We start from the raw sequence: 26,192 nt of genomic DNA, 5'->3' as shown, positions 1-26,192 counted from the left end.
CGCCTGATTAGGCTGTTCGCCGTTGCCGGCTTCGCCGACGTCTGCGGACGGCCTTTGGCTGTACGGCGGGGCGGCGCGCCGGTGCACGGGGATTCTAGGCTGACGACCATGTCGCGGAGCACGCAGTGATCGATCTGGACGAGCAGAATCACCAGGCGGCAAAGTCGGCAACTACCACTGCTGACCGCCTGATGGCCAGACGGAAGATGGCCCTGCGGCTCGTCGCTGCGTTCGTGGTCGGCGTTGTGCTTGGCGGTTTCGGTGTCAGCGAATTGCGCGACTCGCGTGATCAGCGGGAGCGGAACGGTGCGGTCGCACTCGTGGCCTTACCTCGATCGGCCGACTTCGGGGGCTCGTCCGCCCAGGGATCGGTCCAACTGTCCGGGCTTTTGATGTTGATCAACGCCGGCCCCGCGCCGATAACGGTCCGACGGGTCCAAGCGGAGAGGCCGGGCGTCGACGTACGCAGCACGGGACAACCCCGGCTGCTACCCCCTGGCGGCACCGGTCAGGTCCTGGTCGAGCTGCGGTTCGAGTGCTCGATCGCATTCCGGCCAGAGCCGTTGTCGCTACGGGTTTCGGTTGAGACCGGTGACAAGCGGGTCAGCGAGGTCACCTACCCCGTCGCTCTGGTAGGAAGCGACTGGGAGCGCGATGCGCTGAGCATGTGCGAGCGCCACGCATAGCCCCAGTGGGGTGACGCGAGGGGATCCGCGGCGACATCTCCGAGGAGAGCGGGCCGCCGTGAACGAGGCCGCGAAGCCCCTCTTCGCCTGACCTGGCTGTACGAAGGCCGTGATGATCGACCCGACCGGGAGCAACCGGCCGCTGACCTGGGATGACGGTGGTGCGCCCGGCAGGATTCGAACCTGCGGCCTTGGGATTAGAAGTCCCCTGCTCTATCCGCTGAGCTACGGGCGCGCGGCGACGTGTCGCGCCAAGAGGGTACCGCCGTATCCCGGTTCACCGTGGGAACGGGTGGTCGTGGCCACGTCGATGATCAGAGTGCCATGGGCACCCCGTCGGCGGCATCCCGGATACGCGGGTCAGGGGCGGGCGGCGGGGGCCGGGTCCGTACCCTCGGCGGCGTGCTGCTCGACCAGGAAACCGAGAACGCGATCGTCTACGAGCTGTGCCGGCTGCTCGGGCGGGCCATTCTGCCGGTGAGTCGGTCCGACCGGCCGGACCGGGCCGCCGAGGGCTTCGGCACGGCCTTCTTCTACACCGAGCTGGTCGGCGCCACCGACGACGGGGAGGTGGTGCACGAGTGGCTGCTGACCGCGGACGAGGTGACCCGGGCCGGATACGGGGAGATCGGGCTGCGGGCCAGCGTCACCGACCCGGCGGACGCGGCGGCGGAGGCGGTCGAGCTGCCCGGGTTCGCCGACCGGTGGCTGCACCTGCCGGCGGTCGGTCTGGCCGCGCTGCCCACCGGTGGGCTGCACGGCCACGCCGAGGATCGGGGCTGGCGGTGGCGTACCCAGCAGGTGACCGACGCGGTGGCCGCGGACGCCGAGGCGGTCGCCCGGCTCGGCGCGGAGCCCGGCTCGGCCTTCGTGCTGGCGCTGGGGGTCGCCGACGACGGCTCGCGGCCCCTCGAAGCGGTGATCGAGCGGGTCGTCCGGGACGGCGGCGCGTTGCGGATCACCACGGAGCTGCCCGCCGGGTACGTCGGCGCGCCGGTGTTCTCCGTCGAGGCCGGTGCCGACGGTGAGCCGGCGCTGCACTGCCTCGGCCTGGTGCTGCCGGCCGAGGCCGGCGGTCACCCGGTGGCGACGTTCGACCGGATCCGTGCAGCCCTCGTCGAGGCGACGGCCGGGTTCCGCTGACCGGTCGGCTCAGCCGTCGGCGCCTGCGCCGGCCCGGTCCTCGACCGGCCGGCGCGCGGCCGGCGGGCCGTCGGGTTCCGGGTCGGTCGGCCCCGCCCCGAGGAATCCCTCCGCCCACCGTCCGACCTCCGCGAAGACCTTTTCGCGTACGGCGGGGCCGGAGAGGGTGAGGTCGTGCAGTCCGCCGTCGAAGCGGGCCAGGGTGACGTGCGGGCCGAGCCGGGGCGCCCAGCGGACCATGTGCTCCACGTCGAGCACCGCGTCGGCGAGGGTGGCCGAATCGTGCCACTTGGTGCCCCGGTAGCTGCGCGTGGAGCAGGCGAGCAGCACCGGCACCCGGATGTCCAGGCCGGCCCGCAGCTGCCGCTGGCCGGTCCGGATCGCGTTGATCCAGCCGGCCCGTACCGGGAATCCGGCGAGCGGCTTCCAGGCCAGGTCGTAGCGCCACTCGCCGCGGTGGTCGGCGTGCAGGCTCTCGCCGTACACGGTGCCGAGCCCGAACGGGAGGATGCGGTGCGGCGCCCGGCGGCCCAGCCGGGAGACGGCGGCCGCGAGGGGTCGACGGATCGGCCAGGGCGCGTTGATGTCGAAGAAGGGGCTGTTGAGGAAGATCCCGTCGACCAGGCCGGCCTCGCGGCGGGCGTGCGCCCAGAGCGAGATGATCAGGCCGCCGGTGGAGTGACCCATGGCGAGGAGGGTGTCGTGCCCCTCCTCGTCGCGGATGATCTTTGCGGCGGCGTCCAGCTCCGGGAAGTACTCGCTCAGGTCCCAGCAGAAGTTCGGGGTCTGGTGCGGTTGCAGGCTGCGGCCGTACTTGCGCAGGTCGAGGGCGTAGAAGTCCCAGCCCCGTTCGGCGAAGAAGTCGGCGACGTGGGTCTGGAAGAAGTAGTCGACGAAGCCGTGCACGTAGAGCACGGCCCGGCCGGTCGGGCGGTCGGCCCGGCGGCGCACCAGCGTCGCGACGACCGGGCCCTCGTCGTCGGTGCCCAGGTCGATGGTCTGCCGCTCGTACGGCGGGCCCAGCACGTCGGGTTCCACGACCGCGACGGTACGCCGCCACGCTACCCGGCGGTAGCCCCCGCCGGACCGTCCGGAGCCCGAATGCGGCAGGTCGCGGTGTCCCGGTCTCCCGGCACCCGCGACCTGCCGCACCCCGAACGGATCTCTCTCCCGCGCGGTCAGGCGGTCTCGGCGTCGACCCGGCCGAGATCGGCGTCGTCGTCCGCCGCCTGGCCGGCGCCGCCCTGGGCCAGCTGCCGGATGTGCTTGTTGTGCCGCGGCTCCTGCTTCGTCTTCGCGTCGTTGAGTCGGCGGCGCAGGTCGTCCCGGACGTCGTTCAGCGCGGCGTGCAGATCCTCCTCGGCGGAGGTGGTGACGATCTTCTGCCGGCCGGCGATCCAGCACTCCAGGGTCACCTTCTGGCCCCGCGACTCGCGGTCCTTCACCGACACCTCCAACTCGGTGGCGTCGGCGTGGAACCCGGCGAGCCGGGCGTCGAGGGTGGCGAACTGCTCCGCGATCCAGTTCCGGTCGCCCTGGGAGAACCCGGCGCCGACCCGCAGGCACTCGGCCACGGTCGCGGGGTTCGCCACGGCGCTCATCGACCGGCCTCGCAGACGTCTCGGAGAAGCATCGTCGCTCCCTTTCTCTCGGTTGATCAACTCCTTACCCAGTCGGCGCGCGTCCGGAACCGCATCGTCCGTGGGCCCTTTCGATCATGTTGCGTCGCAGGCCGGCGGCACAGGGACCGTGGTCCCTAGCAGACGGGACCTTGATCAGGTCGCTGTACACAGCCCGTCCCGTCGTCCACAGCTCCCGCCGTCGCCGCTGGTGGCGTGACCGCCGGCGGTCGAGGCTCGGCCCGACAAGCCGAGTCTTTCTGGAGGGGCGATGTTCGATACGTACGTCACCATCGTCGGCAACGTGCTGACCGCGCCCGAGTGGCGCCGTACCACCCAGAGCAACACGCTGGTGGCCAACTTCAAGGTCGCCTCGACCGCCCGCCGGCTCGACCGGGACTCCGGCCGCTGGGTCGACGGGAACAGCCTCCGGGTGCGGGTGAACTGCTGGCGGAAGCTGGCCGAGGGGGTGGCCGCCTCGGTGATGGTCGGCGACCCGGTGGTCGTCGCCGGCCGCCTCTACACCCGTGACTGGACCGACGACGCGGGCAACCACCGGACCCTCTACGAACTGGAGGCGGTCGCGGTCGGGCACGACCTGTCCCGGGGCCGCGGCCGCTTCCTGCGCAACCGCCCGAGCGCGGCGACCAGCAGCGTGGAGGATGCCGAGGCTGAGCGCCGGGTGCACGGTGAGGCGACCGAGCCGGTGCCGGACGCGCACGCGCCGGTCTCGCTCGACGACCGGCCGTTCGACGACGAGTTCGAAGGGCTGGCGCTCGCCGGGCCACGTGCCGGGCACGGGCTCCCCGACGACCTGGACGGGCCGCCGACGGGTGACTTCGACGAGGCGGCGGACCCCTTCGACGACCCGGCCGACGGGGACGGTGACGAGCCGGACGACGCGGACACCGCCGCGCCCGCCGGGCCCGGCGAGGCCGGTGAGCCGGCTCCGGCCAGCGACGCCGAGGGCGTCACCCCGACCGGCCGCGGCCGGCGGGGCGGGCGGCGGGCCCCGGTGCCCGCCTGAGCCCGGACCGATCGTGCGACGGGCAGCGGGGTGGCGACGCCGACGTGGCCACCCCGCCGCACGGCCAGGCCGGGTCCGCCCGATCGTGCCGGTGCGGTGGAACCCAGGCGGCGGTCCCGACAGTGCCGTCGGTCGTCGCCCGGGCCCGCCACGGTCCGGACGATGATCGGCGGGAGATGGCCTAGGCTGGCCGCCCGGAGGTGGTGCGGGTGCGGCAGGTGACCGCCATGGCGAGCGCCGCGGGACTGGCGGCGGGCTACGCCCTGGACTCGCTGCTCGGCGATCCGCGCCGGTGGCATCCGGTGGCCGGCTTCGGCCGGGCCGCCGGCGCCCTGGAGCGGCGGATGTACCGGCCGGACCGGGCGGCCGGGGCGGCGTTCACCGCGCTCGCCGTCGGCGCCCCGGTGCTGCTCGGGGTGGCCGGCGCCCTCGCGACCCGGCGTCGACCGCTGGCCCGCGCCGCGCTGGTGGCGGCCGGCACCTGGACCGTGCTGGGCGGTCGCACCCTGCGCCACGAGTCCCGCGCGATGGCCCGGGCACTGGGCGCCGGTGACCTTCCCGCCGCGCGGCGGCGGCTCAACCATCTGTGCGGGCGGGACCCCTCGGCCCTGGACGAGCCGGAACTGGCCCGGGCCACCGTCGAGTCGGTCGCCGAGAACACCTCCGACGCCGTCGTCGCGCCGCTGTTCTGGGGCGCGGTCGCCGGGCTTCCCGGCCTGCTCGGCTACCGCGCGGCGAACACGCTCGACGCGATGGTCGGCCACCGCTCGCCCCGCTACGCCCGCTTCGGCACCCCGGCCGCCCGCCTGGACGACCTGCTCAACCTGGCCCCGGCCCGGCTGACCGGGCTGCTCACCGTGGCCGTGGCGCCGAGCGCGCACGGGGACCGCCGGGCGGCCTGGGGGGTCTTCCGGCGGGACCGGAACGACCACCCGAGCCCCAACGCCGGTCAGTGCGAGGCGGCGATGGCCGGGGCGCTGGGTGTCCGGCTCGGCGGGCGCAACGTCTACTTCGGCCGCTCCGAGACCCGCCCGTTCCTCGGTGACGGTCCCCGGCCGGAGGCGCGACACCTGAAGCGTGCCGCCCGGATCTCCGGTGCGGTCGGGCTGGCCGCGCTCGGCCTCGCCGCGGCGTACCCGGTGACGGCGGGGCGTCTGGTCGGGGCGGCCGGCCGGTCCGCGTTGCGCCGGGCGCGGCGGGGGAGCGGGCGGTGAGCGGCGGACTGCTGGTCGCCGGCACCACCTCCGACGCCGGCAAGAGCGTGCTCACCGCCGGCATCTGCCGCTGGCTGCGCCGCCGGGGGGTGCGCGTCGCGCCGTTCAAGGCGCAGAACATGTCCAACAACTCGGCCGTGGTGGTCGGCCCGGACGGGCGCGGCGGGGAGATCGGCCGGGCCCAGGCGATGCAGGCCGCCGCCTGCGGGCTCGCCCCGGACCTGCGCTTCAACCCGGTGCTGCTCAAGCCCGGCAGCGACCACGCCAGCCAGGTGGTGCTGCTCGGCGCGGCGGTCGACACGGTCACCGCGGGCAACTTCCGCGAGCTGCGTCCCCGGCTGGCCGCCACCGCGTACGACGCGCTGGAGGAGTTGCGGGCCGCCTACGACGTGGTGATCTGCGAGGGGGCGGGTAGCCCGGCCGAGATCAACCTGCGTGCCGGGGACTACGTGAACATGGGGCTGGCCCGGCACGCCGGGCTGCCCACGATCGTGGTCGGCGACATCGACCGGGGTGGCGTGTTCGCCTCGATGTTCGGCACCGTGGCCCTGCTCGACCCGGCCGACCAGGCCCTCGTCGCCGGCTTCGTGATCAACAAGTTCCGCGGCGAGCGGGGGCTGCTCCAGCCCGGGCTGGACATGCTCCACCAGGTCACCGGCCGCCCCACGTACGGGGTGCTGCCCTGGGCGCTGGACCTCTGGCTGGACGCCGAGGACTCGCTCGCCTACGGCCGGGTGCTCGGCCGGCCGGCCGCGCCGCGCGGCACCGACTGGCTCGACGTCGCCGTCGTCCGGCTGCCCCGGATCAGCAACGCCACCGACGTCGAGGCGCTCGCCACCGAGCCGGGCGTCCGGGTGCGGCTGACCATCGAGCCGGCCGAACTGGCCGCCGCCGACCTCGTCGTGCTCCCCGGTTCCAAGTCGACCGTGGCCGACCTGGCCTGGTTGCGGGAGACCGGCCTGGCCGACGCCGTGTCAGCGCACGCCGCCGCCGGCCGTCCGCTGCTCGGCATCTGCGGCGGGTTCCAGATGCTGGCCCGGGCGATCCACGATCCGGTGGAGAGTCGGCAGGGCAGCGTCCCCGGGCTCGGGCTGCTGCCCGTCGAGATCACCTTCGACCCGCGCAAGACGGTCCGTCGCGCCGGCGGCACGGCCGACGGTGACGTCCCCGTGCACGGCTACGAGATCCACCACGGGCAGGTCTCCGCCGCCGACCCCGGCCTGCCGCCCCTGCTGCGCTACGCCGACGGCACCGCCGAGGGAGCCCGGACCGGCGCGGTGTACGGCACCCACTGGCACGGCGCCTTCGAGTCCGACGGCTTCCGCCGCCGGTTCCTCACCGAGGTCGCCCTGGTGGCCGGCCGGACCGGCTTCAAGGTCGCCCCGGACACCGAGTTCGCCGCCGTCCGCGAGCGGACCCTGGACCTCCTCGGCGACCTGGTCGAGGAGCACCTGGACACCGGTGCCCTGTGGCGGCTCGTCGAGTCGGGCCCGCCGCCGGGCCTGCCGTTCATCCCGCCCGGCGCGCCGCGCTAGCCCACCTCGGGCGGGTCGGCCGGCTGCCCGGCGGACCGACTCAGCAGCGGAGGTCGGCGGGACGGTCGGACATCGGCAACCCCGCCTCCCGCCAACCCTGCACGCCGCCGATCATGTCGGTGGCCCGGCGCAGACCGAGCGCCTGCAGGCTGGCGGCGGCCAGGCTGGAGCTGTAGCCGTGGCGGCACACCACCACGATCTCGCGGTCGTACCCGGTCGCCTCGGGGATCCGCGAGACGCTCGCCGGGTCCAGCCGCCACTCCAGCACGGTCCGGTCGACAACGATCGCCCCGGGCAGTTCGCCCTGCTCGCGTCGCTGCGCCTCGGTACGCGTGTCGATCAGCAGCGCCCCGGCGCGGACCGCCTCGACGGTCTCGTTCGGAGTGAGCCGGCGGAGCCCGGCCCGGGCCTGTTCCAGCAGGGCGTCGACGCCCGGACTCATCACGTCATGGAGCACCACCCGATGATGCCGGCCGGCCGCAGGCCACGCCGGGTGAACGACCGGCCAGCGCCGGGCCGCCCCGACGAAATCCCTCGGAGGCGGTAGCCGGCGGCGGCGGGTCAGGGCGTGGGACTACCACTACCGGGTGTGGGCCCGGTGGCGTCAGGTCGTGGCGAGTGCCGCCGCCACCACCGCGGTGAACTCCTCGGGCGCGTCGAGCATGACGTTGTGCCCCGCGCCGGGGACGGTGACCACCCGCACGCCCGCGGCCGACAGCCCGGCCGCGCCGGTCACCGGACCGCTCCGGCCGCCCTGCACGTACGTCCGCGGCATCGGCAGCCGCTCCAGCAGGTGGCGCATCGTGGGCCGGGTGCCGGCGACGAGGCCCACCGCGGTGCGGTGCAGGCCGACCGGGTCGGCGAGGCGCATGGTGGCGGCCCACAGCGGCCCGACCCGGTCCAGCGTCTCGGCGTAGCCGCCGACCAGGAAGTCCGACTCGGCGTACCGGGTGACGCCGCTGCTGCCGGCGGTTGTCGGCGGGTTCGGGTCGAGGTTCGCCTCGACGAGCACCAGCCGGCCGACGAGATCCGGCCGGCGGTGGGCGAGCACGATCGCGACCGCGCCGCCCATGCTGTGCGCCACCACGTCGGCGCCCCGCACCCCGGCCACGTCGAGCGTCGCGGCCAGCGCCGCGGCGTGGTCCTCGAGGGTGTAGCCGAAGGTGGCCGGCCGGTCGCTCAAGCCGAAGCCGAGCAGGTCGACGAGGAGTGACCGGTGCCCGGCCAGCCCGGGGCGGGTGGCCGCCGGCACGAAGTACGCCGCCGACGTCGCCCCCAACCCGTGCACGTACACCCGGGCCGGCTCCTCGCCGGCGATCTCCACCCATCGCATCCGGGCCCCGTCCGGGCCCACAGTTGCCGCACGCATGGCGGTCACAATACATCCGTGCCGAGGTATCTCGGGACCGGGATATCATTGGCGGGTGCTCGAACTCGCGATCCTCGGCTTCCTCGCCGAGCAGCCCCTGCACGGCTACGACCTCAAGCGGCGGGTGGCCCAGTTGACCGGGCACGTGCGGCCGATCGCCGACGGCACGCTCTATCCGGCGATCAAGCGGCTGGAACGGGCGGGCTGGTTGACCCGACGCGCCGAGCCCGGCAGCCGGGCGGCGCCCCGCCAGATGCTGGTCCTGACCGAGCCGGGTCGGGCCGAGCTCCGGCGCCGGCTGGCCGAGCCCGAGGAGGTGGAGATCAGCGACGAGAACCGCTGGTTCACCCTGCTCGCCTTCCTCCGCCACCTCGACGACCCGGCGGCCCGCGACGCGGTGCTCCGGCGCCGGTTGGCCTTCCTCCGCACCCCGAGCAGCTTCTTCTACGAGGGTGGCCGGCCGGTGCGCGCGGAGGAACTGGACGACCCGTACCGGCGCGGGCTGCTCACCATCGCCCGGGCCACCAGCCGGGCCGAGCTGGCCTGGCTCCGGGAGACGCTGGGCGAGCCGGAGTGAGGCCGCTGGCGGTGGCCGAGGCGTACGCCGGGCTGGCCCGGGTGGTGCTGGCCGGGCCGGCGCGGTTGGGGCGTACCCGACTGGTGGCGGTCGACGGGCCGAGCGGCGCGGGCAAGAGCCTGTTCGCGACGCGGCTCGCGGAGGCCTTCGCCGGGCTGCCCGGCGGCGATCGGCCACCGGTGGTCCGCACCGACGACCTGCTCGACGGGTGGGACGATCAGCTCACCTTTTGGTCCCGGCTGGAGGAGTGGGTGCTCGGCCCGGTCCGCAGCGGCCGGCCGGGGGTCTACCGCCGGTACAGCTGGGTGCGGCGCCGGTTCCTGGACCGGCCGGTCCCGGTGCCGGCCGGTCCGGTGCTCATCGTCGAGGGGGTGAGCGCGGCGCGGGCGCGGGCGCGCCCGGAGCTGACCCGGTCGGTCTTCGTCACCGCGCCGGCGGAGCTGCGGCTGTCCCGCGCGCTCGACCGCGACGGTGCGGAGATCCTTCCCGAGCTGCGTCGCTGGCACGCCGGGGAGCGGGCGCACTTCGCCGCCGACGGCACCGAGGCGGCGGCGGACCTGGTGATCGACGGCGCGCCCCAGCTGCCCCACGACCCCACCCGGTACTTCGTCCGTCGCCGGTGACCCAATGGGGGCATGGACGGCGGGCGGCGGGTGGGGCACGATGCGGGGAGACCGGGACACGGGGATCGGGGGTTCACCATGTCGGCAGCCGACGCGCCCGCGCGTCGCCGGGTCACCCTGACCGGCATCAGCTCACGGGCCTGGGAGCACCCGGCCGACCGGGGCGCCCTGGTGGCGCTGCGCGAGCTGCGCGGCTTCGACGAGGTGGTCCGGGCCTTCTTCGGGATGTGGAACGAGCGGGCCTTCCGGCTCTCCTTCCTGGCCGCGGGCATCCGGGTCGACCACCGCCAGTACCCGCGGGTCTACCAGCGGTGGACCGAGGCGGCGGCGACGCTCGACGTGGCCGAGCTGCCCGAGCTGTACGTCACCGCGTCGCCCTGGCTCAGCGCCGAGGCGATCGGCCTGGACCGGCCGTTCGTGGTGGTCAGCTCGGCCTGCCTGCAGCAGCTCGACGACGACGAGCTGCGCTGCCTGCTGGGGCACGAGCTGGGGCACGTGGGCAGCGGGCACGCCGTGCACAAGACGATGCTCATGATCCTGACCAGGTGGGCGGCAAACCTGAGCTGGCTGCCGGTGGGCGCGCTCGCGCTGCGGGCGATCATCGCGGCGATGCTGGAGTGGTGGCGCAAGGCGGAGCTCTCCGCCGACCGGGCCGGCCTGCTCGCCGGGCAGGACCCGGCCGCCGCCGTGCGGCTGCTGATGAAGCTGGCCGGCGGCGGCGATCTGAGTGAGATCGACACCGCCGCGTTCCTGGAGCAGGCCGCCGAGTACGAGGGCGGTGGCGACCTGCGGGACAGCCTGCACAAGATCCGGATGACCGCGTGGAGCACCCATCCGGTGCCGGTGGCCCGGGCCGCGCAGCTGCGCCGCTGGATCGACTCCGGGGCGTACGGGCGGATTCTCGCCGGTGACTATCCCCGGCGGGTCGACGACGCGACGGCCAGTGTCTCGGCGGAGATCCGGGCCGCGGCACAGGCGTACCGGGAAGAGTTCGGCCGCTCGACCGACCCGCTGGTCGGGCTGCTGCGCAAGCTGGGCGACGGGGCCGGCGACGTGGCCGGCGACGTGGCGGAACGGATCGGTGGCGCGGCCGGGCGGGCCCGCTCCTGGATGGACGGCGCGGCGGAGGCCGCGACCCGGGCCCGCCGCGCCACCGGGGAGCCCGATCGGGGTACGGCCGGAGCTGCGCCGACGGGCTCGGACGGTGCCGCCGGGTAAGGCCGGCATACGATGCCGGTCATGACCACACCGATCATGTCCGAGTCCGAGCTGCGGGCCGCCGTCGAGCGTGAGTTGCCCGGAGTCCGTGCCGACCTCGAACGCCTCGTCCGCATCCCGGGTATCGCCTTCGAGGGCTTCGACCACTCGCACGTCGAGCGTTCCGCCGAGGCGGTGGCGGAGCTGCTGCGCGGCTGCGGCCTCGACACGAAGATCGTGCGCTCAGGCGGCCAGCCGGCGGTGATCGGGAAGAAGGCCGCCCCGTCCGGCGCGCCCACCGTCATGATGTACGCCCACCACGACGTCCAGCCGGTCGGCGACCTCTCGCTCTGGGAGTCCGACCCGTTCGAGCCGGTGGAGCGGGACGGCCGCCTCTACGGGCGCGGCGCCGCCGACGACAAGGCCGGCATCATGGCGCACGTCGCCGCGCTGCGCGCCTTCGGCGACCAGCTCCCCGTCGGCGTGGTCCTGTTCATCGAGGGCGAGGAGGAGTATGGCTCGGACTCGCTGGAGCGGTTGCTCGCCGAGCACCGCGAGGAGCTGGCCTCCGACGTCATCGTGATCGCCGACTCCACCAACTGGGACATCGGCGTGCCGGCGCTGACCACCTCGCTGCGCGGCATCGTCAACTGCTTCGTGGAGGTGCGCACCCTCGGCCACGCGGTGCACAGCGGGATGTTCGGCGGTGCCGTGCCGGACGCGTTGACCGCGCTGGTCAAGCTGCTCGGCACGCTGCACGACGAGGCCGGGAACGTGACCGTCGACGGCCTGGTCGGCCGGGAGGGCGCCAGCGTCGACTACCCGGAGGGCCGGTTCCGCGCCGAGGCCGGCCTGGTCGACGGCGCCGAGCTGTTCGGCACCGGCCGGATCACCGACCGGCTCTGGACCAAGCCGGCCCTGGCGATCCTCGGCGTCGACGCCCCGGCCACCGGTGAAGCGCCGAACGCGCTGGTCCCGTCGGCCAAGGCGAAGCTGAGCGTGCGGCTGGCGCCGGGCGACGACCCGAAGAAGGCGTACGCGGCGCTCACCGCCCACCTGGAGCGGCACGCCCCGTGGGGAGCGCAGGTGACGGTGACCTTCGAGCACGACGGGGCGCCCTGCGTCATCGACGCCAGCGGCCCGATGTTCGAGGCGGCGCGGACGGCGTTCCGCGGGGCGTGGGACGGCACCGATCCGGTGGACATCGGGGTCGGCGGCTCGATCCCGTTCATCGCCACCTTCCAGGAGATGTTCCCGGCAGCGGCCATCCTGGTGACCGGCGTGGAGGACCCGCACGCCCGGGCCCACGGCCCGAACGAGAGCCTGCATCTGGGCGAGTTCGCCCGGGTCTGCCTGGCCGAGGCGCTGCTGCTGGCGAAGGTCGCCGAGGCCGGCGCGAGCAGGAGTTAGGTGTCGGAACCGTAACTTCGGGGCCGATGTCGGAGTTTCCGGTGTGTCGGCCGACGAGGTGTTATAGCCTTTCGAACATGCGTACGAACAACGAGATGGCGCGGCTCCAGGCCGCCGTCAGTGCTCTGGGGGACGTCGATGTCTCCGCGTGGCCCGAGGACACGCTCAAGGAGCAGCTCGGTGAGCTGTCCACCGCGCTGGTCACGCTCGACACGCTGCTGACCCGGGTCGCCGACGAGGTCCGGGCCCGCGGCCTGCGGATCGAGGAGCCGGTCTCGGCCTGACCGGGCCGGCCCCCGATCGCCACGGCCCGCCCGCCCGCCCGCCCGGCCCGCCCGCCCGGCCCGCCCGCCCGCCCGCCCGCCCGGCCCGCCCGCCCGCCCGCCCGCCCGCCCGGCCCGCCCGGCCGACCACGGCTGGGCCGTCGCTGGGCGTCGCCGGCCCGGACGGTCGACGATGATCAACTCGGGATGCGGCAGGCCGGCCCCATCGTCCGGCCGGAGGCCGCGGAGTGCCGCATCCCGGGGTGGATCAGCGGCCGGCCGGCCCGGTCGGGTGACGTGCGGGACCCGTCGCCGGCCGGGATGCCGCGCCGGGTCGGGGGTGGCTGGCAGGATGAGTGCCGTGCGGTTCCTCGACCTGGCGGCCACCTCCGCCGCGGTGGGTGCCACCGGCGGCCGGCGGGCCAAGGTGGAGCTGCTCGCCGCCGCCCTGCGGTCGCTCGACCCCGACGAGGTGCCGGCGGGCGCCGGCTATCTCGCCGGGGAGCTGCGCCAGCGGCAGACCGGGGTGGGCTGGGCGGGCCTGCGCGACCTGCCGCCACCGGCGGCCGAGCCGACGCTGACCGTGGGCGGTGTCGACGCGGCGGTCGAGGAGATCGCGGCGGTCCACGGTCCCGGCTCGCAGGCCCGTCGGCGGGAGCTGGTCGGCCGGCTCTTCGCCGCCGCCACCGCCGACGAACAGCGGCTGCTGGTCGGCCTGTTCCGCGGCGAGCTGCGCCAGGGTGCCCAGGCCGGCCTGCTCGCCGACGCGGTGGCCCGGGCCGCCGAGGTGCCGGTGGCGGCCGTCCGTCGGGCCCTGCTGCTCGCCGGTGACCTGCGGGCCGTGGCGGTCGCCGCGCTCACCGGCGGTGCCGCGGCGCTGGCCGGGTTCGGGCTCCAGGTGGGCCGTCCGCTCGCCCCGATGCTGGCCCAGAGCGCCCCCACGGTCGACGAGGCGCTCACCGCCACCGGCACCCCGGCCGTGGTCGACGTCAAACTCGACGGCATCCGGATCCAGGTGCACCGGTCCGGCCAGGACATCGCGGTCTTCACCCGCAGCCTGGACGACATCACCACCCGGCTGCCCGAGGTGGTGGCCGCCGTGCGCGCGCTGCCCGCCCGGGAACTGGTCCTCGACGGCGAGGCGATCGGGCTGGACGCCACCGGCCGCCCGCTGCCCTTCCAGCAGACCTCCAGCCGGGTGGCCCGGCGGACCACCCCCAGCACCACCGGGGCCACGCCGGTGGCGCCCGGCGTGCTCGCCGCCGCCGAGCGGAGCGGCGACACGGTGCTGACGCCGTACTTCTTCGACCTGCTGCACCTCGACGGTGCGGATCTGATCGACCTGGCGGGTCGGGAACGGTGGGCCGCGCTGGCCCGGGTGGTCGACCCGACGCTGCTGGTCGGTCGAGTGGAGGTGGACGACGCGGAGCAGGCCGGCGCGGCATTCGCCGCGGCGGTCGACGCCGGCCAGGAGGGGGTGGTGGTCAAGGATCCGGCCGCGCCCTACGACGCCGGGCGGCGCGGCTCGGCCTGGGTCAAGGTCAAGCCCCGGCACACGCTCGACCTGGTGGTGCTGGCGGTCGAGTGGGGCAGCGGCCGCCGACAGGGCTGGTTGTCCAACCTGCACCTCGGTGCCCGCGATCCGCGCACCGGGGAGTTCGTCATGCTCGGCAAGACGTTCAAGGGGCTCACCGACGAGCTGCTGCGCTGGCAGACCGAGCGCTTCCTCGGCCTGGCGGTGGAGAAGGGGGACTGGGTGGTCCGGGTCCGCCCGGAGCAGGTGGTCGAGATCGCCTTCGACGGGGTGCAGACGAGCAGCCGCTATCCGGGTGGGATGGCGCTGCGGTTCGCCCGGGTGGTGCGCTACCGCGACGACAAGGCCGCCGCCGAGGCCGACACCATCGACGCCGTCCGGGCCATCCACGAGGGCCGGGTCACCGGCTGAGGCCGATCGGCGGGGTCAGGCGGAAGGCGACGCCGGCTCGGCGGCCCGGTCCACCGGAGTACGCGGCCGGTCGAGGCCGGCCGTCCGGTGCGCCTCCCGGCGGGCCACCCAGCCGTAGCCGACGAGGCTCATGCCGGCGAAGAGCCACCACTGCACCACGTACCCGAAGTTCTGCCAGTTGTTGGTGTGCCCGATCGGGACCGCATGGAACGCCGGGTCGGCGGCCGGTGTCTGCTGGTCGAGCAGCACGTAGCCGCCGGCCACCGGGTAGGGGAGCTGCTTCGCGATCCGCGGGATGTTGATCCGCCGGGTCTCCAGCTTGCCCGCGCGCCGGTCGACCGCGCCGCCGCCGCTCTCGCCGGCCACCACCCGGCCGGTGACCGTGACGTCGCCGGTGGGCGCGGCCGGTACCTGCGGTTGGGTGGTGGCGTTGCCGTCCGGGGCCGGCGGGATCCAGCCCCGGTCCACCAGTACGGCGCTGCCGTCGGTGAGCACCAGCGGGGTGAGCACCTCGAAGCCGACCTCGCTGTCGACGGTACGGGCGCGGACCAGGACCAGGTTCGCGGTGTCGTACCGGCCGGTGGCGGTCACCTTGGTCCAGGTCAGCCGCTCGGCCGGGGCCGGCCCGATGCTGCCGGGGCCGCCGCCCGGGGCGGGCAGGGCGGCGCGCAGCGGCGCGGGGGCCATCGTCGACCCGACGTCGATCCGCTCGTTGATGGCGGTACGGCCGCGGTAGCGGTCCAGCTGCCAGTTGCCGAGGAACACCATCAACGCGGCGGCGACCAGGGTCAGCGCGAGATAGCCCAGCCAGCGCGGGGTCAGCAGGAACCGGTACACGTTTGCCAAGGCTACCCGTGTGAGCGGCGCCACCGGCCCGCGCCGGCCCGCGAGCCGGTCCGGGAGCCGGATTGTCTGGCGGCCGGCACGGGAGAGGGGCGGGGCGGATGCCGCGCCGCGGACCCGGCCGGTCGGCGGCCGCCGCGCGTCGGTCCGGGCGGGTATGGTCACGCGGGCGGAAACGACCCCAGACCAGGAGCCGATGATGACCCTCGTGCCGCGCGTCGTGCTCAGCGCGCCCTCCTCGGGGCACGGCACCGGTGCCCTGGCCCTCGGGCTGCTCGCGGCCCTCGCCGACCGGGGGCTGGACGTGTCCGGCTGGAAGGTCGGGCCGGACCAGGTGGACGCCGCGTACCTGGGGCTGGCCGCCGGGCGTCCGGGCCGGAACCTGGACCCTCGGCTGGTCGGCCCGGAACGGGTCGCGCCGCTCTTCGCGCACGGTGCGGCCGACGCCGACGTCGCGCTGGTGCAGGGCAGCATGGGCCTGTACGACTCGGTGGCCGGCCGACCGGAGTCCGAGTCCACCGCCGCCGTGGCCGTCGCGCTGCGCAGCCCGGTGGTGCTGGTGGTGGACGTCGCCGCGATGGGCCAGTCGGTGGCCGCACTGGTGCACGGCTTCCGGGCGTACGACGAGCAGCTCTGGTTGGGCGGGGTGATCCTCAACCGGGTGGCGTCGCCCCGGCACGAGGCGATGCTGCGCGAGGCGCTCGACGACGTCGGTGTGCCGGTCTACGGCGCGCTGCGCCGGCACGAGCTGCCGCCGGTGCTCCCCGCCCGCCGTCACGGGACGGCCCTGGTGGTCCAGGGGGACGCCGAGGCGCTGCGCGCGGTGCGCCGTCTCGGCGAGGCTGTGGCCGCCACCGTCGACCTGGACCGGCTGCTGGGGCTGGCCCGTTCCGCGCCGGCGCTGACGGTGCAGCCGTGGTCGCCGGCCCCGGCCGATGATCCACCGACCGGGGAGCGGCCGGTGATCGCGCTGGCCGGCGGCCCGGGCGGCAGCTACAGCCACCCGGAGACGGCGGAGCTGCTGCGCGCCGCGGGGGCCGAGGTGGTCACCGTCGACCCGCTGCGCGACGAGGCGTTGCCCGCCGGGACCCGCGGGTTGGTCGTCGGCGGCGGGCTCCCCGAGACGTACGCGGACCGGCTCTCCGCCAACCGCCGGCTCTGCATCGCGGTGGCCGAGCTGGCCCGGACCGGCCGGCCGGTGATCGCCGAGGGGGCCGGCCTGCTCTGGCTGGCCCGGGAGCTGGACGGGCTGCCGATGTGCGGAGTGCTCGACGCGGTCGGCACGAGCCGGGACGGCCTGGTGATCGGCTACCGGGAGGCGACCGCCGCCACCGACAGCGTGGTGGCCCGGGCCGGCGCCGCCGTGGTCGGGCACAAGCAGCACGCCGCGGTGCTCACCCCGCGGGCCGGCGAGCGGGCGGCGTGGAGCTGGGCGGGCGGCGCGCCGGAGGGCTTCGTCTGGCGGGGCGTGCACGCGTCGCAGCTCGTCCCGCACTGGGCGGCGTACCCGGAGATCGCGGCCCGGCTGGTCGCGGCGGCCGCGGCCCCGGCGGAGGCCCCGGCGTGATCGGGCAGGTGGCCGTCCGCCGCTTCCCGGCGCTGACCGTGTCCACCCCGCGCACCGAGGTGCGGCCGCTGGTGGCGGGGGACGCGGAGGCGGCGGACGAGGTGTTCGCCGACCGGCAGACCCAGCGCTGGCTGCCGTTGGCCGACCCCTCCGGGCGGATCGAGGGGCGGGCCTGGTGCACCGAGCTGGCCCGGCAGCGCCGGGACAGCGGCGACGGCGACCACTACGGGGTGGTCCGCCGGGAGGACCAGCGGGTAATCGGCTGCCTGTGGACCCGGCGCACCGACTGGGGCGCCCGGCTGACCGAGGTCTCGTACGCGCTCGCCCCGCACGCCCGCGGATTCGGCCTGGCCGCCGAGGCGGTGGACGCGGTGGCCATCGCGCTGATCCTGGAGCACGGTTTCCAACGGGTCGAGCTGCGGGTGGCCCCGGGAAACGTGGCCTCCCGGCGGGTCGCCGAGAAGGCCGGCTTCAGCTACGAGGGCCTGCTGCGCAACGCCGCCTTCGTCCGGGGCGCCCGGGTCGATCTCGAACTCTGGTCGTTCGTCGCCGCCGACCTGCGCTGAGCGCGGCCGATCCGCGCCGAGCACCGCCGACCTGCCCTGAGCGCCGCCGACCCGGGCGGGAAGCGGTCAAGAGGTTCGCGGGCAGCGGCCGCGAACCTCTTGACCATCAGCCCGGGCGCACCCCCGGGCGGTCGGGCGACGGCTCCGGTCGGGGCGTGGCTGCGGACGCGCCGAGCCGGAGCCGTCGGGGTGGTCGGCGGGTCAGCCGACGATCTGGTCGGACGGTGGGGTGAACTGGCGGGTGGGCTGCCCCTTGAGCGCGTCGCGCAGGGTCATCGCCACCGCGTTCACCGGGACCTGGGACAACCCGTCGCCCACCGCGTTGAACGGATTGTCGGGGTCAGCGATGAAGCTCGCCGCCGCCAGTTCCGCGGTGTAGCCGACGAACCAGGCGGACCGGGTGCTGTCCGTGGTACCGGTCTTGCCGGCGACCGGGCGGCCGACCGTGCCCCGGACGCTGTCGGCGGTCGACCAGCCGCCGCAGCCCCCCTTGGCCGGGGTGTCTCCGGTCGGACAGCGGGCCGCGTCGGTGGCCGCCCGGGCGGCGTCCGCGCTGACCACCTGCCGGCAGCGCGGCTTGGCGATCTCCCGCTGCACCCCGCCGGCCGTGGTGTACGTGGCCGGCGTGCCGTCCCGGTTCATGATCGAGTTCACCGGGATCGCCTCGCAGTACCGCCCGTCGGCGGCGACGGCGGCGTACGCGTTCGCCATCTCCAGGGGAGTGGCGTCGGAGACGCCCAGGGTGAACGCGCCCCACTTGTTCGCCTTGTCCGGCGCGGCGTGCTCGCGGTCCACGTCGGTACGCCAGCGCAGCCCGAGCTGCTCGGCCATGCGCACCCCCTTCTCCGCGCCGATCTTCTCCTCCAGCTGGACGAAGAAGGTGTTCACCGACTTGCCGAAGCCGGACCACATGGTCTGCACGCCGGTCATCGCGCCGCTGGCGTTGACCGGGGCCCACCCGTCGTAGACCCTCGACTGGTACTTGAACGGCGAGTTGATGGTGTCGGAGAGCTTCGTCCCGGAGTTGAGCGCGGCGAGCATCGTGAACATCTTGAACGTCGAACCCGCCTGGTAGCCGGGGAGCGTGCCACCGCCGAGCAACGGCGCGACCGTGTTGGGGTAGTTCGCCTTGACCTTCGGGCCGGCCTCCGGGTTGGAGCTGCTCGGGTTCTCGCTGATGTCCAGCGAGTAGGTCCGGTTCACCGCCATCGCCTTGATCCGCCCGGTGCCCGGCTCGGCCACCACGATCCCGTTGGCGAACGGGCTGCCGGTGCCGTCCTTGGCCCCCACGTACTTCTCGGCCGACGCCTGGATCTTGGGGTCGAGGGCGAGCACGATCCGGTAGCCGCCGCGGCGCAGCTTGTCCATCCGTTCCAGCCGGTTGCTGCCGAACGCGGGTTGGGAGCTCCACCAGTTCTTCAGATAGTCGCAGTAGAAGCCCCAAGTGGCCCGGTACTTCTCGTCGAGCGCGGCGCAGTCGTTCGGCGGGTTGGTGAGCCTGAGCTTGATCGGTTCGGACCTGGCCTGCGCGGCGGCGTCCGGGGACAGGTAGCCGAGGCGGGACATGTTGTCGAGGACGTAGTTGCGCCGGGCGGTGGCGTCCTTCTGGTCGGAGGTGATCGGGTCGTACTCCGACGGGGACTTGACCAGTCCGGCGAGGGTGGCCGCCTCGACCGCGCTCAGGGTGGCCGGCGTCTTGGAGAAGAAGATCTGCGAGGCGGCGTAGATCCCGTACGCCCGGTGGCCGAAGTAGGCCGAGTTGAGGTAGCGCTCCAGGATCTGTTCCTTGCTGAGGTGCTTCTCGATGTCCAGCGCCATGCGCATCTCCTTGACCTTGCGCAGGCTGGTCTGCTGGGTGGCCTCCTGGACCTCCTTGGGCGTGGTGGCGCTGTCCCGCAGGGCCATCCGGACGTACTGCATGGTGATCGTCGAGGCGCCCTGGGAGACGCCGCCGGAGCGGGCGTTGGACACGAAGGCCCGCGCCACACCCTTCGGGTCGACGCCGTGGTGCTGGTAGAAGCGGTTGTCCTCGGCGGCGACGATCGCCTGCTGGATGTTCGGCGACATGTCGTCGATCTTGGTGTACTGCCGGTACTCCTCGTAGAACATCGTCAGCACCGTCTTGCCGTCGGGCGCGTAGACGTACGAGGTCTCGGCGGGCAGCGCCGTCTTCAGGATGTTCGTCTTCTGCTCCACCGCGTGTGCGGTGGCCTTGGCGCCGATGCCGGTGACGGCGGCGAGCGGGTACGCCGCGGCGGCGACCACGATGCCGGCGATCAGTCCGGCGCGGAGGAGAGGAATGGCACGACCAGCGGAGGCAAGGGGTCGGTTGCTCACAAGGTCAAGCTATGACATTTCCGATTCGAAAATGAGAAGAATTCATAAACGGGCGAGCGGGCGCAGTGGTGGTGACGCGGCCCACGCCGGGATCCGCTGTCCCGGGCGGCGGCTTCCCGGCAGGATCGCGGACATGCGCGCTCAGCTCACCGGGACCGCGCCGGCCGCCGCGCCGGACGAGCCCGACCTCGGGCACCACGGGGACGTCGAGGCCACCCCCGGCCTGGTCGACCTGGCGGTCAACGTCCGTCGCGCCCCGATGCCCGACTGGCTGGCCGATCCGCTGGTCGCCGCCCTCGGCCGGCTCTCCGCGTACCCGGACCCCGCACCGGCCCGGGCGGCCGTCGCTCACCGGCACGGGCGACCCGCGGAGGAGGTACTCCTCACCGCCGGGGCGGCCGAGGGCTTCGTGCTGCTCGCCCGGGCGCTGCGGGACGCCCGGCGACCGGTGGTGGTGCACCCGCAGTTCACCGAGCCGGAGGCCGCCCTGCGAGCCGCCGGCCACACCGTGGAGCGGGTGCTGCTCGACCCGGCCGAGGAGTTCCGGCTCGACCCGGCCCGGGTGCCGGCCGACGCCGACCTGGTGATGGTCGGCAACCCCACCAACCCCACCTCGGTGCTGCACCCCGCCGAGACGCTCGCCGCGCTGGCCCGCCCCGGCCGGGTCCTGGTGGTCGACGAGGCGTTCGCCGACACCACGATCGCCCCGGGCGTCGACGGCGAACCCGAGTCCCTCGCCGCCCGTCGTGACCTGCCCGGCCTCGTGGTGGTCCGCAGCCTCACCAAGACCTGGGGGCTGGCCGGGCTGCGGGTCGGCTACCTGCTCGGCGACGCGAGCCTGCTCGCCCGGTGCGCCGAGGCCCAGCCGCTGTGGGCGGTCTCCACCCCGGCACTCGCCGCCGCGACCGCCTGCGCCGCCCCGGCCGCCGTCGCGGCCGAGCGGGCCATCGCCGCCGAACTCGCCGCCGATCGCGAGCACCTGGTGGCCCGCCTCGCCGGCCTGCCGGGCGTACGCGTCGCGGGCCGCCCGGCCAGCGCATTCGTCCTGGTTCACCGGCCCAGTGCCGCCGCGCTGCGGGAGCGGCTGCGCGAGCACGGCTGGGCGGTACGCCGGGGCGACACCTTTCCCGGGCTCGGCCCGGACTGGCTGCGGATCGCGGTGCGCGATCCGGCGACGACCGACGCGTTCAGCGACGTGCTGGCGGAGATCCTGGAGGCATGATGTTGGAGTCCACCGTCGCGGCGATCCGTCCGCTCGACGAGGCCGCCACGGCGGCCGCCCGCGAGCTCCAGGGCCGGCTGACCAAACCGGCCGGCTCCCTCGGCGCCCTGGAGCCCCTCTCGGTACGCCTCGCCGGCCTGGCCGGGACCTGCCCGCCGCCACTGCCCGAGCCGGCCGCGGTGGCGATCTTCGCCGGTGACCACGGCGTGCACGCCCAGGGCGTCACCCCCTGGCCGCAGGAGGTCACCGCCCAGATGATCGGAAACTTCCTGGCCGGCGGCGCGGTGGTCAACGCGTTCGCCCGGCAGGCCGGCGCCTCGGTCACCGTGGTGGACGTGGGGGTGGCCACCCCGCTGCCGGTGGGCGGGGCCGCGGCCGCGGCCGGTCCGCGCCTGGTGGCGGCGAATGTGCGGGCCGGCACCCGCGACCTGACGGTCACCGCCGCGCTCACCCGCGACGAGGCGCGTACGGCCGTGGAGACCGGCATCCGGGTGGCCGGGGAGCTGATCGACGGTGGGGCGGGCATCCTGCTCACCGGGGACATGGGCATCGGCAACACCACCCCGGCCGCCGCGCTGATCGCCGCCTTCGCGGGCGTCGACCCGGCCGAGGCGACCGGGCGCGGCACCGGGGTGGACGACCGGACGTACGCCCGGAAGGTCGGTGTGGTGCGGGCCGCGCTGGACCGGCACGCCCCCGACCCGGCGGACCCGTTGGGGGTGCTGGCCGCCGTGGGTGGGCTGGAGCACGCCGCGCTGTGCGGGCTGATCCTGGGCGCCGCCGCCCGCCGGGTGCCGGTGCTGCTGGACGGGGTGATCGCGGTCAGCGCCGCGCTCGCCGCCGCCGCGTTCGCCCCGGACGCGGTCGGGGCGATGGTCGCCGGGCACCGTTCGGCGGAACCGGGCGCGACGGCGGCGCTGCGGCACCTCGGCCTCGACCCGCTGATTGACCTCGGGCTGCGCCTCGGCGAGGGCACCGGCGCGCTGCTCGCGCTGCCCGTGGTCACCGGCGCGGTCCGGGTGCTGCACGAGGTGGCCACCTTCGACTCGGCGGGAGTGGCCGAGAAGTGAGCGGGCGCAGCGGCAACCCGTACCCACTGGGGCTGCGGCTGGCCGGCCGGCGGGTGGTCGTGGTGGGTGGGGGAGCGGTGGCCACCCGGCGGGTGCCGGCACTGCTCGACGCCGGCGCGGACGTGCTGCTGGTGTCGCCCCAGCTGACCCCGGCGCTGCGTGCCCACGTCGACGCCGGCCGGCTGCACTGGGAGCCGCGCCGGTTCGCCCCCGACGACCTGGACGGGGCCTGGCTGGTCCAGGTCGCGGTGGACGACCGGGCCGCCGCGGCCGCGGTCAGCGCCGCCGCCGCCGAACGCCGGATCTTCTGCGTCCGCGCCGACGACCGGGCGGCGGCCACCGCGTGGACCCCGGCGGTCACCCGGCACGGCCCGGTCACCGTCGCCGTGCTCGGCGGCGGCGATCCCCGCCGGGCGATGACCGTCCGCGACGCGGTCCGCGACCTGCTGAGCGTCCGGCCCGACCTGCCCGGCGGTACGACCGGCGGCACCCCCGGCCGGGTGGCGCTGGTGGGCGCTGGACCGGGCGATCCGGAGCTGATCACCCTCAAGGGCTGGCGGCTGCTGACCGAGGCGGACGTGGTGGTCGCCGACCGGCTCGTCCCCGGGCTGCTCCTCGACGAGCTGCGCCCCGACGTCGAGCTGGTCGACGCCTCGAAGATTCCGTACGGACCGTCCCGGACGCAGGAGGAGATCAACCGGATCCTGGTGGACCGGGCCCTCGCCGGCCGTGCCGTGGTGCGGCTCAAGGGCGGCGACCCGTACGTCTTCGGCCGGGGCGGGGAGGAGTTGCTGGCCTGCGCCGGGGCGGGCGTACCGGTGACCGTGGTGCCCGGGGTGACCAGCGCCGTCGCGGTGCCCGCGGTGGCCGGGGTGCCGGTCACCCACCGGGCGGTGGCGCACGAGTTCACCGTGGTCTCCGGGCACGTCGCGCCCGACTCGCCGGCCTCGCTGGTGCGCTGGGAGTCGCTCGCCGGCCTGCGCGGCACCCTGGTGATCCTGATGGGGTTGAAGAACCTGGCCGCGATCAGCGCCACCCTGATCGCCCACGGGAAACCGCCGGCGACTCCGGCGGCGGTGATCCAGGAGGGCACCACCCGTGCCGAGCGCACGCTGCGCTCCACCCTCGCCGACGTCGCCGCCGACGTGACCGCCGCCGCCCTCCGCCCGCCCGCCATCGTCGTCGTCGGAGACGTCGTCCACACCCTCACGACCCCGCCCACCACTCCTTGACCGACACCCGGGCTGCGGCAGGTCGGCCCTTCCCATGACTGGGTAAAGCCGAGCTGCCGCAAACCGAGTCGTCAAAGCGCGGACAAACGGACGGCGGCCCGGGACCGTCAGGCCGCGGGCCGCCGTCGTCGCCGGTCAGGTCACTGCTTGAGCATGTTGTCCAGCAGCAGGGCGCAGCGGATCAGGCCGAGGTGGCTGTACGCCTGCGGGTGATTGCCCAGCCCGCGCTCCGCGAGCGGATCGTACTGCTCGGGCAGCAGCCCGGTCGGGCCCGCCGTGTCGATCATCTGGGCGAACAGCTCCTCCGCGTCGGTCCGCCGGCCGGTGCGCAGGTACGCCTCGATCAGCCACGCCGTGCAGATGTGGAAGCCGCCTTCCCGGCCGGGCAGACCGTCGTCCCAGTGGTACCGGTAGACCACCGGGCCGCTGCGCAGCTCCGCCTCGATCTTCAGCACCGTGGACAGGAAGCGCGGGTCGTCCCCCGGCAGCAGCCCGGACAGGCCGATCCAGAGCGACGAGGCGTCCATCTCGTCGTGCCCGTACGCGACGCTGTAGGCCTCGGCCTCCTCGTGCCAGCCGTACTCCAGCACGTTGGACCCGATCCGGTCGCGCAGCTCCACCCACTCCGGCCGGTCCTCGTGCCCGTGCTGCCGCACCACGTGCAGCGCCCGGTCCACGGTCATCCAGCACATGACCTTGGAGAAGATGTGATGCCGCGGGGGGAGGCGGGCCTCCCAGATGCCGTGGTCAGGCTCGTGCCAGCGGCGGCGGACCGCCTCGACCATGTTGTCCAGCACCCGCCACTCGTCCTCCCGGACCGAGCCCCGGGCGTCGGCCACCGCGGCGATCAGGTCCGCGATCGGGCCGAAGACGTCCAGCTGGAGCTGGTGGTTGGCGAGGTTGCCGACCCGGACCGGCCGGGAGCCGGCGTACCCGGGCAGGGTGTCGATGACCGCCTCGGCGCCCAGCTCGTACCCGTCGACGGTGTAGAGCGGGTGCAGTCGCTCGGGGTGCCCGCCGGTCCGCTCGACCACGCCGTCGATCCAGCGCAGCAGCGCCTCCGCCTCCTCGGTGGAGCCGAGGTCGACCAGCGCCCGCGCGGTCATCGCCGCGTCGCGCAGCCAGCAGTAGCGGTAGTCCCAGTTCCGGACGCCGCCCAACTCCTCCGGGAGAGAGGTGGTCGCCGCGGCCAGGATCGAGCCGCTGGGCTCGTGGCAGAGCCCGCGCAGGGTGAGCGCGCTGCGGGCCACCAGGTCCCGGGCGCTGCCGGGCAGCCGCAGCCCGGCCACCCAGCCCTTCCACGGCTGCTCGGCGCTGACCTGCCGATCGTGAATCGGGACGTGATGGTGCTCCAGGCTCTGCGTGCCGAAGCGCAGCTCCAGCACCACCTGGCCGCCCGCGGCCGAGAGGTCCACCACGGCCTTGGCGGTCTCGTACCCGCCGTCGTTGGTGACGTCCCACGTGACGCCGGGCGCGTAGAGCGCGACCGGCTCGTTGGAGCCGAGCACCAGCAGCCCGTCGTCCAGCGGCTGGAGTTGCACCGCGACCTGGCCGAACTCGGGGCGCGGGGCGAACTCGATCCGGGCCCGTCCGGTGCCGCTGAGGACCCGGACCAGGGTCGAGTCGCCGGTGACGATCGCCGGGCCGTCCGGGGTGGTCTCCCGGGCCGGCAGGTCCAGCCAGTCGGTGACGGTCAGCCCCGACCAGCGGGTCTCCACGGTCATCGTGCCGCTGCGGTACCGCTGGCCGAGCGGGATGCCGCCGCGCTCCGGGCCGACGGTGAAATGCCCGGCCGGGCTGCCGCCGACCAGGTCGGCGAAGATCGCCGCCGAGTCGGGCTTCGGGTGGCAGAGCCAGGTGATCTTGGCTTCCGGGGTGACCAGCGCGACGGTCCGCCCGTTGGCGAGCATCGAGTGCCGCTCGATGGGCACCGCCCGCTCGCCGAAGAGCCAGTGCCGCCGGGTCTCCAGCAGCAGACCCAGCGCCCGGGCCGCCTCGATCGGCTCGGCCACCCGGTAGTCGGCCTGGGTGTCGCCCGGGCCGATCTTGATGCCGACGTCCGGGCCGTGGAGATTGCCGAAGGCGTTCTCGTCGGTGACGTCGTCACCGATGAAGAGCACCGCACTGGCCGCGAGCTGGGTCCGCAACTGGTCCACCGCGGTGCCCTTGTGGGTGGCCACCACGGACAGCTCGATGACCTCCTTGCCCTGGGTGACCGTGACGTCGTCCCAGGTGGCGGGGCCGCTACGGACCGCCTCGACGGCGGACGCGGCGATCTGCGGGTCCACCCCGCGGGTGTGCACGGCGACGCTGGCCGGCTTGCGCTCCAGCCGTACGCCGGGGTGGGCGGTGGCGATCTCGCGCAGCGTGTCGCGCAGCCGCGCCCGGGTCGCGATCAGCTCGGGGGTGAGCCGCTCGACGAAGCCGATGTCGAACTCGGAGCCGTGGCTGCCGACCAGGTGAACCTCGCTGGGCAGCCGGGAGAGCGCGGCCAGGTCGCGCAGCGCACGGCCCGAGACCACCGCCACGCTGGTCTGCGGCAGCGAGGCGAGCGCGCGCACCGCGGCCACCGACTCCGGCAGCGGTACGGCCTTGCTCGGGTCCTCGACGATCGGCGCGAGGGTGCCGTCGTAGTCGCAGGCGACCAGAAGCTGCGGGACCCGCGCGATCCGCCCGATGGCGGCGCGCAGCTCCGGATCCATCACGCCGCTGTGCGGGGTGGCGGTGGGGGAGCTCACTGGATCACC

23 protein-coding genes and 1 tRNA gene are annotated in these 26,192 nt (G+C 74.8%); 16 read left to right on the top strand and 8 right to left on the bottom strand.

From position 1 onward, the window contains the following. The first annotated feature begins 125 nt into the window (after positions 1-125). Positions 126-686: a hypothetical protein gene (locus tag ACL02O_RS21850; RefSeq protein ID WP_412819972.1), complete on the top strand. Its 561-nt coding sequence runs from the start codon at positions 126-128 to the stop codon at positions 684-686. 159 nt (positions 687-845) lie between these two features. Here the strand turns inward: ACL02O_RS21850 and ACL02O_RS21845 are convergent. Next, positions 846-921 (bottom strand) — tRNA-Arg (locus tag ACL02O_RS21845). Between the two features lie 167 nt (positions 922-1,088). Between ACL02O_RS21845 and ACL02O_RS21840 the strand changes: the two genes are divergently transcribed. Next, positions 1,089-1,829: a hypothetical protein gene (locus ACL02O_RS21840; protein WP_412819971.1), complete on the top strand. Its 741-nt coding sequence runs from the start codon at positions 1,089-1,091 to the stop codon at positions 1,827-1,829. 9 nt (positions 1,830-1,838) lie between these two features. Here ACL02O_RS21840 and ACL02O_RS21835 read toward each other — a convergent pair whose 3' ends face one another. After that, positions 1,839-2,867 (bottom strand): alpha/beta hydrolase, encoded by a 1,029-nt coding sequence (locus tag ACL02O_RS21835; RefSeq protein WP_412819970.1) that lies wholly within the window; start codon positions 2,865-2,867, stop codon positions 1,839-1,841. Between the two features lie 140 nt (positions 2,868-3,007). Further along, entirely contained in the window at positions 3,008-3,430 is a 423-nt protein-coding gene (locus tag ACL02O_RS21830; RefSeq protein ID WP_412819969.1) for an HPF/RaiA family ribosome-associated protein, read from the bottom strand. 289 nt (positions 3,431-3,719) lie between these two features. Between ACL02O_RS21830 and ssb the strand changes: the two genes are divergently transcribed. The 3 genes from ssb (at position 3,720) to ACL02O_RS21815 (ending at position 7,224) form a co-directional block, all read left to right on the top strand. Further along, complete coding sequence (gene ssb / locus ACL02O_RS21825) at positions 3,720-4,475, top strand: single-stranded DNA-binding protein (RefSeq protein WP_412819968.1); 756 nt, start codon at positions 3,720-3,722, stop codon at positions 4,473-4,475. Between the two features lie 227 nt (positions 4,476-4,702). Continuing rightward, positions 4,703-5,689, top strand: a complete 987-nt coding sequence (locus ACL02O_RS21820; protein WP_412819999.1) for a cobalamin biosynthesis protein — start codon at positions 4,703-4,705, stop codon at positions 5,687-5,689. Beyond that, a complete protein-coding gene (locus tag ACL02O_RS21815; RefSeq protein ID WP_412819967.1) occupies positions 5,686-7,224 on the top strand; it encodes a cobyric acid synthase in 1,539 nt (512 codons plus the stop codon). The genes ACL02O_RS21820 and ACL02O_RS21815 overlap by 4 nt, the downstream gene beginning before the upstream one ends. Positions 7,225-7,264: 40 nt before the next feature. Here ACL02O_RS21815 and ACL02O_RS21810 read toward each other — a convergent pair whose 3' ends face one another. After that, positions 7,265-7,666 carry a rhodanese-like domain-containing protein gene (locus ACL02O_RS21810; RefSeq protein ID WP_412819998.1) on the bottom strand — a complete coding sequence of 134 codons (402 nt, stop codon included), beginning with the start codon at positions 7,664-7,666 and terminating at the stop codon, positions 7,265-7,267. 162 nt (positions 7,667-7,828) lie between these two features. Beyond that, complete coding sequence (locus ACL02O_RS21805) at positions 7,829-8,593, bottom strand: alpha/beta fold hydrolase (protein WP_412819966.1); 765 nt, start codon at positions 8,591-8,593, stop codon at positions 7,829-7,831. A 55-nt stretch (positions 8,594-8,648) separates the two neighbouring features. Here ACL02O_RS21805 and ACL02O_RS21800 point away from each other — a divergent pair, with 55 nt between their 5' ends. The 6 genes from ACL02O_RS21800 (at position 8,649) to ACL02O_RS21775 (ending at position 14,608) form a co-directional block, all read left to right on the top strand. After that, a complete protein-coding gene (locus tag ACL02O_RS21800) occupies positions 8,649-9,170 on the top strand; it encodes a PadR family transcriptional regulator (RefSeq protein WP_412819965.1) in 522 nt (173 codons plus the stop codon). Further along, positions 9,137-9,793, top strand: coding sequence for a uridine kinase family protein (locus ACL02O_RS21795; protein WP_412819997.1), 657 nt, complete (start codon positions 9,137-9,139; stop codon positions 9,791-9,793). The genes ACL02O_RS21800 and ACL02O_RS21795 overlap by 34 nt, the downstream gene beginning before the upstream one ends. Positions 9,794-9,871: 78 nt before the next feature. Then, complete coding sequence (locus ACL02O_RS21790) at positions 9,872-11,011, top strand: M48 family metallopeptidase (RefSeq protein ID WP_412819964.1); 1,140 nt, start codon at positions 9,872-9,874, stop codon at positions 11,009-11,011. Positions 11,012-11,047: 36 nt separating this feature from the next. After that, on the top strand, positions 11,048-12,400 hold the full coding sequence (locus ACL02O_RS21785) for a dipeptidase (RefSeq protein ID WP_412819996.1): 1,353 nt from the start codon (positions 11,048-11,050) through the stop codon (positions 12,398-12,400). Positions 12,401-12,477: 77 nt separating this feature from the next. After that, the gene (locus ACL02O_RS21780) at positions 12,478-12,684 is read left to right on the top strand and encodes a hypothetical protein (RefSeq protein WP_412819963.1); all 207 of its coding nucleotides are present in this window, start codon (positions 12,478-12,480) and stop codon (positions 12,682-12,684) included. Positions 12,685-13,015: 331 nt separating this feature from the next. Next, complete coding sequence (locus tag ACL02O_RS21775) at positions 13,016-14,608, top strand: ATP-dependent DNA ligase (RefSeq protein ID WP_412819962.1); 1,593 nt, start codon at positions 13,016-13,018, stop codon at positions 14,606-14,608. Between the two features lie 15 nt (positions 14,609-14,623). Here ACL02O_RS21775 and ACL02O_RS21770 read toward each other — a convergent pair whose 3' ends face one another. Then, complete coding sequence (locus tag ACL02O_RS21770) at positions 14,624-15,445, bottom strand: SURF1 family cytochrome oxidase biogenesis protein (RefSeq protein WP_412819961.1); 822 nt, start codon at positions 15,443-15,445, stop codon at positions 14,624-14,626. Positions 15,446-15,650: 205 nt separating this feature from the next. Here ACL02O_RS21770 and ACL02O_RS21765 point away from each other — a divergent pair, with 205 nt between their 5' ends. Both ACL02O_RS21765 and ACL02O_RS21760 read left to right on the top strand, forming a co-directional pair. Then, entirely contained in the window at positions 15,651-17,018 is a 1,368-nt protein-coding gene (locus ACL02O_RS21765) for a cobyrinate a,c-diamide synthase (protein WP_412819960.1), read from the top strand. Beyond that, positions 17,015-17,584, top strand: a complete 570-nt coding sequence (locus ACL02O_RS21760; RefSeq protein WP_412819959.1) for a GNAT family N-acetyltransferase — start codon at positions 17,015-17,017, stop codon at positions 17,582-17,584. The genes ACL02O_RS21765 and ACL02O_RS21760 overlap by 4 nt, the downstream gene beginning before the upstream one ends. Positions 17,585-17,785: 201 nt before the next feature. On the opposite strand, the gene ACL02O_RS21755 is transcribed toward ACL02O_RS21760, so the two are convergent. Further along, the gene (locus ACL02O_RS21755; protein ID WP_412819958.1) at positions 17,786-19,921 is read right to left on the bottom strand and encodes a transglycosylase domain-containing protein; all 2,136 of its coding nucleotides are present in this window, start codon (positions 19,919-19,921) and stop codon (positions 17,786-17,788) included. A 133-nt stretch (positions 19,922-20,054) separates the two neighbouring features. On the opposite strand from ACL02O_RS21755, the gene cobC reads away from it, so the two are divergent. The 3 genes from cobC to cobA are packed head-to-tail and all read left to right on the top strand — an operon-like array spanning position 20,055 to position 23,445. After that, on the top strand, positions 20,055-21,143 hold the full coding sequence (gene cobC, locus ACL02O_RS21750; RefSeq protein ID WP_412819957.1) for an Rv2231c family pyridoxal phosphate-dependent protein CobC: 1,089 nt from the start codon (positions 20,055-20,057) through the stop codon (positions 21,141-21,143). Further along, positions 21,143-22,213 carry a nicotinate-nucleotide--dimethylbenzimidazole phosphoribosyltransferase gene (gene cobT, locus ACL02O_RS21745; protein ID WP_412819995.1) on the top strand — a complete coding sequence of 357 codons (1,071 nt, stop codon included), beginning with the start codon at positions 21,143-21,145 and terminating at the stop codon, positions 22,211-22,213. The genes cobC and cobT overlap by 1 nt, the downstream gene beginning before the upstream one ends. After that, positions 22,210-23,445 carry a uroporphyrinogen-III C-methyltransferase gene (gene cobA, locus ACL02O_RS21740; protein ID WP_412819956.1) on the top strand — a complete coding sequence of 412 codons (1,236 nt, stop codon included), beginning with the start codon at positions 22,210-22,212 and terminating at the stop codon, positions 23,443-23,445. Before cobT ends, cobA begins: the two co-directional genes overlap by 4 nt. Before the next feature lie 140 nt (positions 23,446-23,585). Here the strand turns inward: cobA and otsB are convergent, their stop codons facing one another. Then, positions 23,586-26,147 (bottom strand): trehalose-phosphatase, encoded by a 2,562-nt coding sequence (otsB, locus tag ACL02O_RS21735; RefSeq protein ID WP_412819994.1) that lies wholly within the window; start codon positions 26,145-26,147, stop codon positions 23,586-23,588. Positions 26,148-26,192: the final 45 nt, after the last annotated feature.

The sequence above is a fragment of the Micromonospora mangrovicola genome, from assembly GCF_047200535.1.
Taxonomy (GTDB): Bacteria; Actinomycetota; Actinomycetes; order Mycobacteriales; family Micromonosporaceae; genus Micromonospora.
The sequence above is the reverse complement of the archived record's forward strand: the minus strand, read 5'-3'. Positions and strand labels throughout refer to the sequence as shown.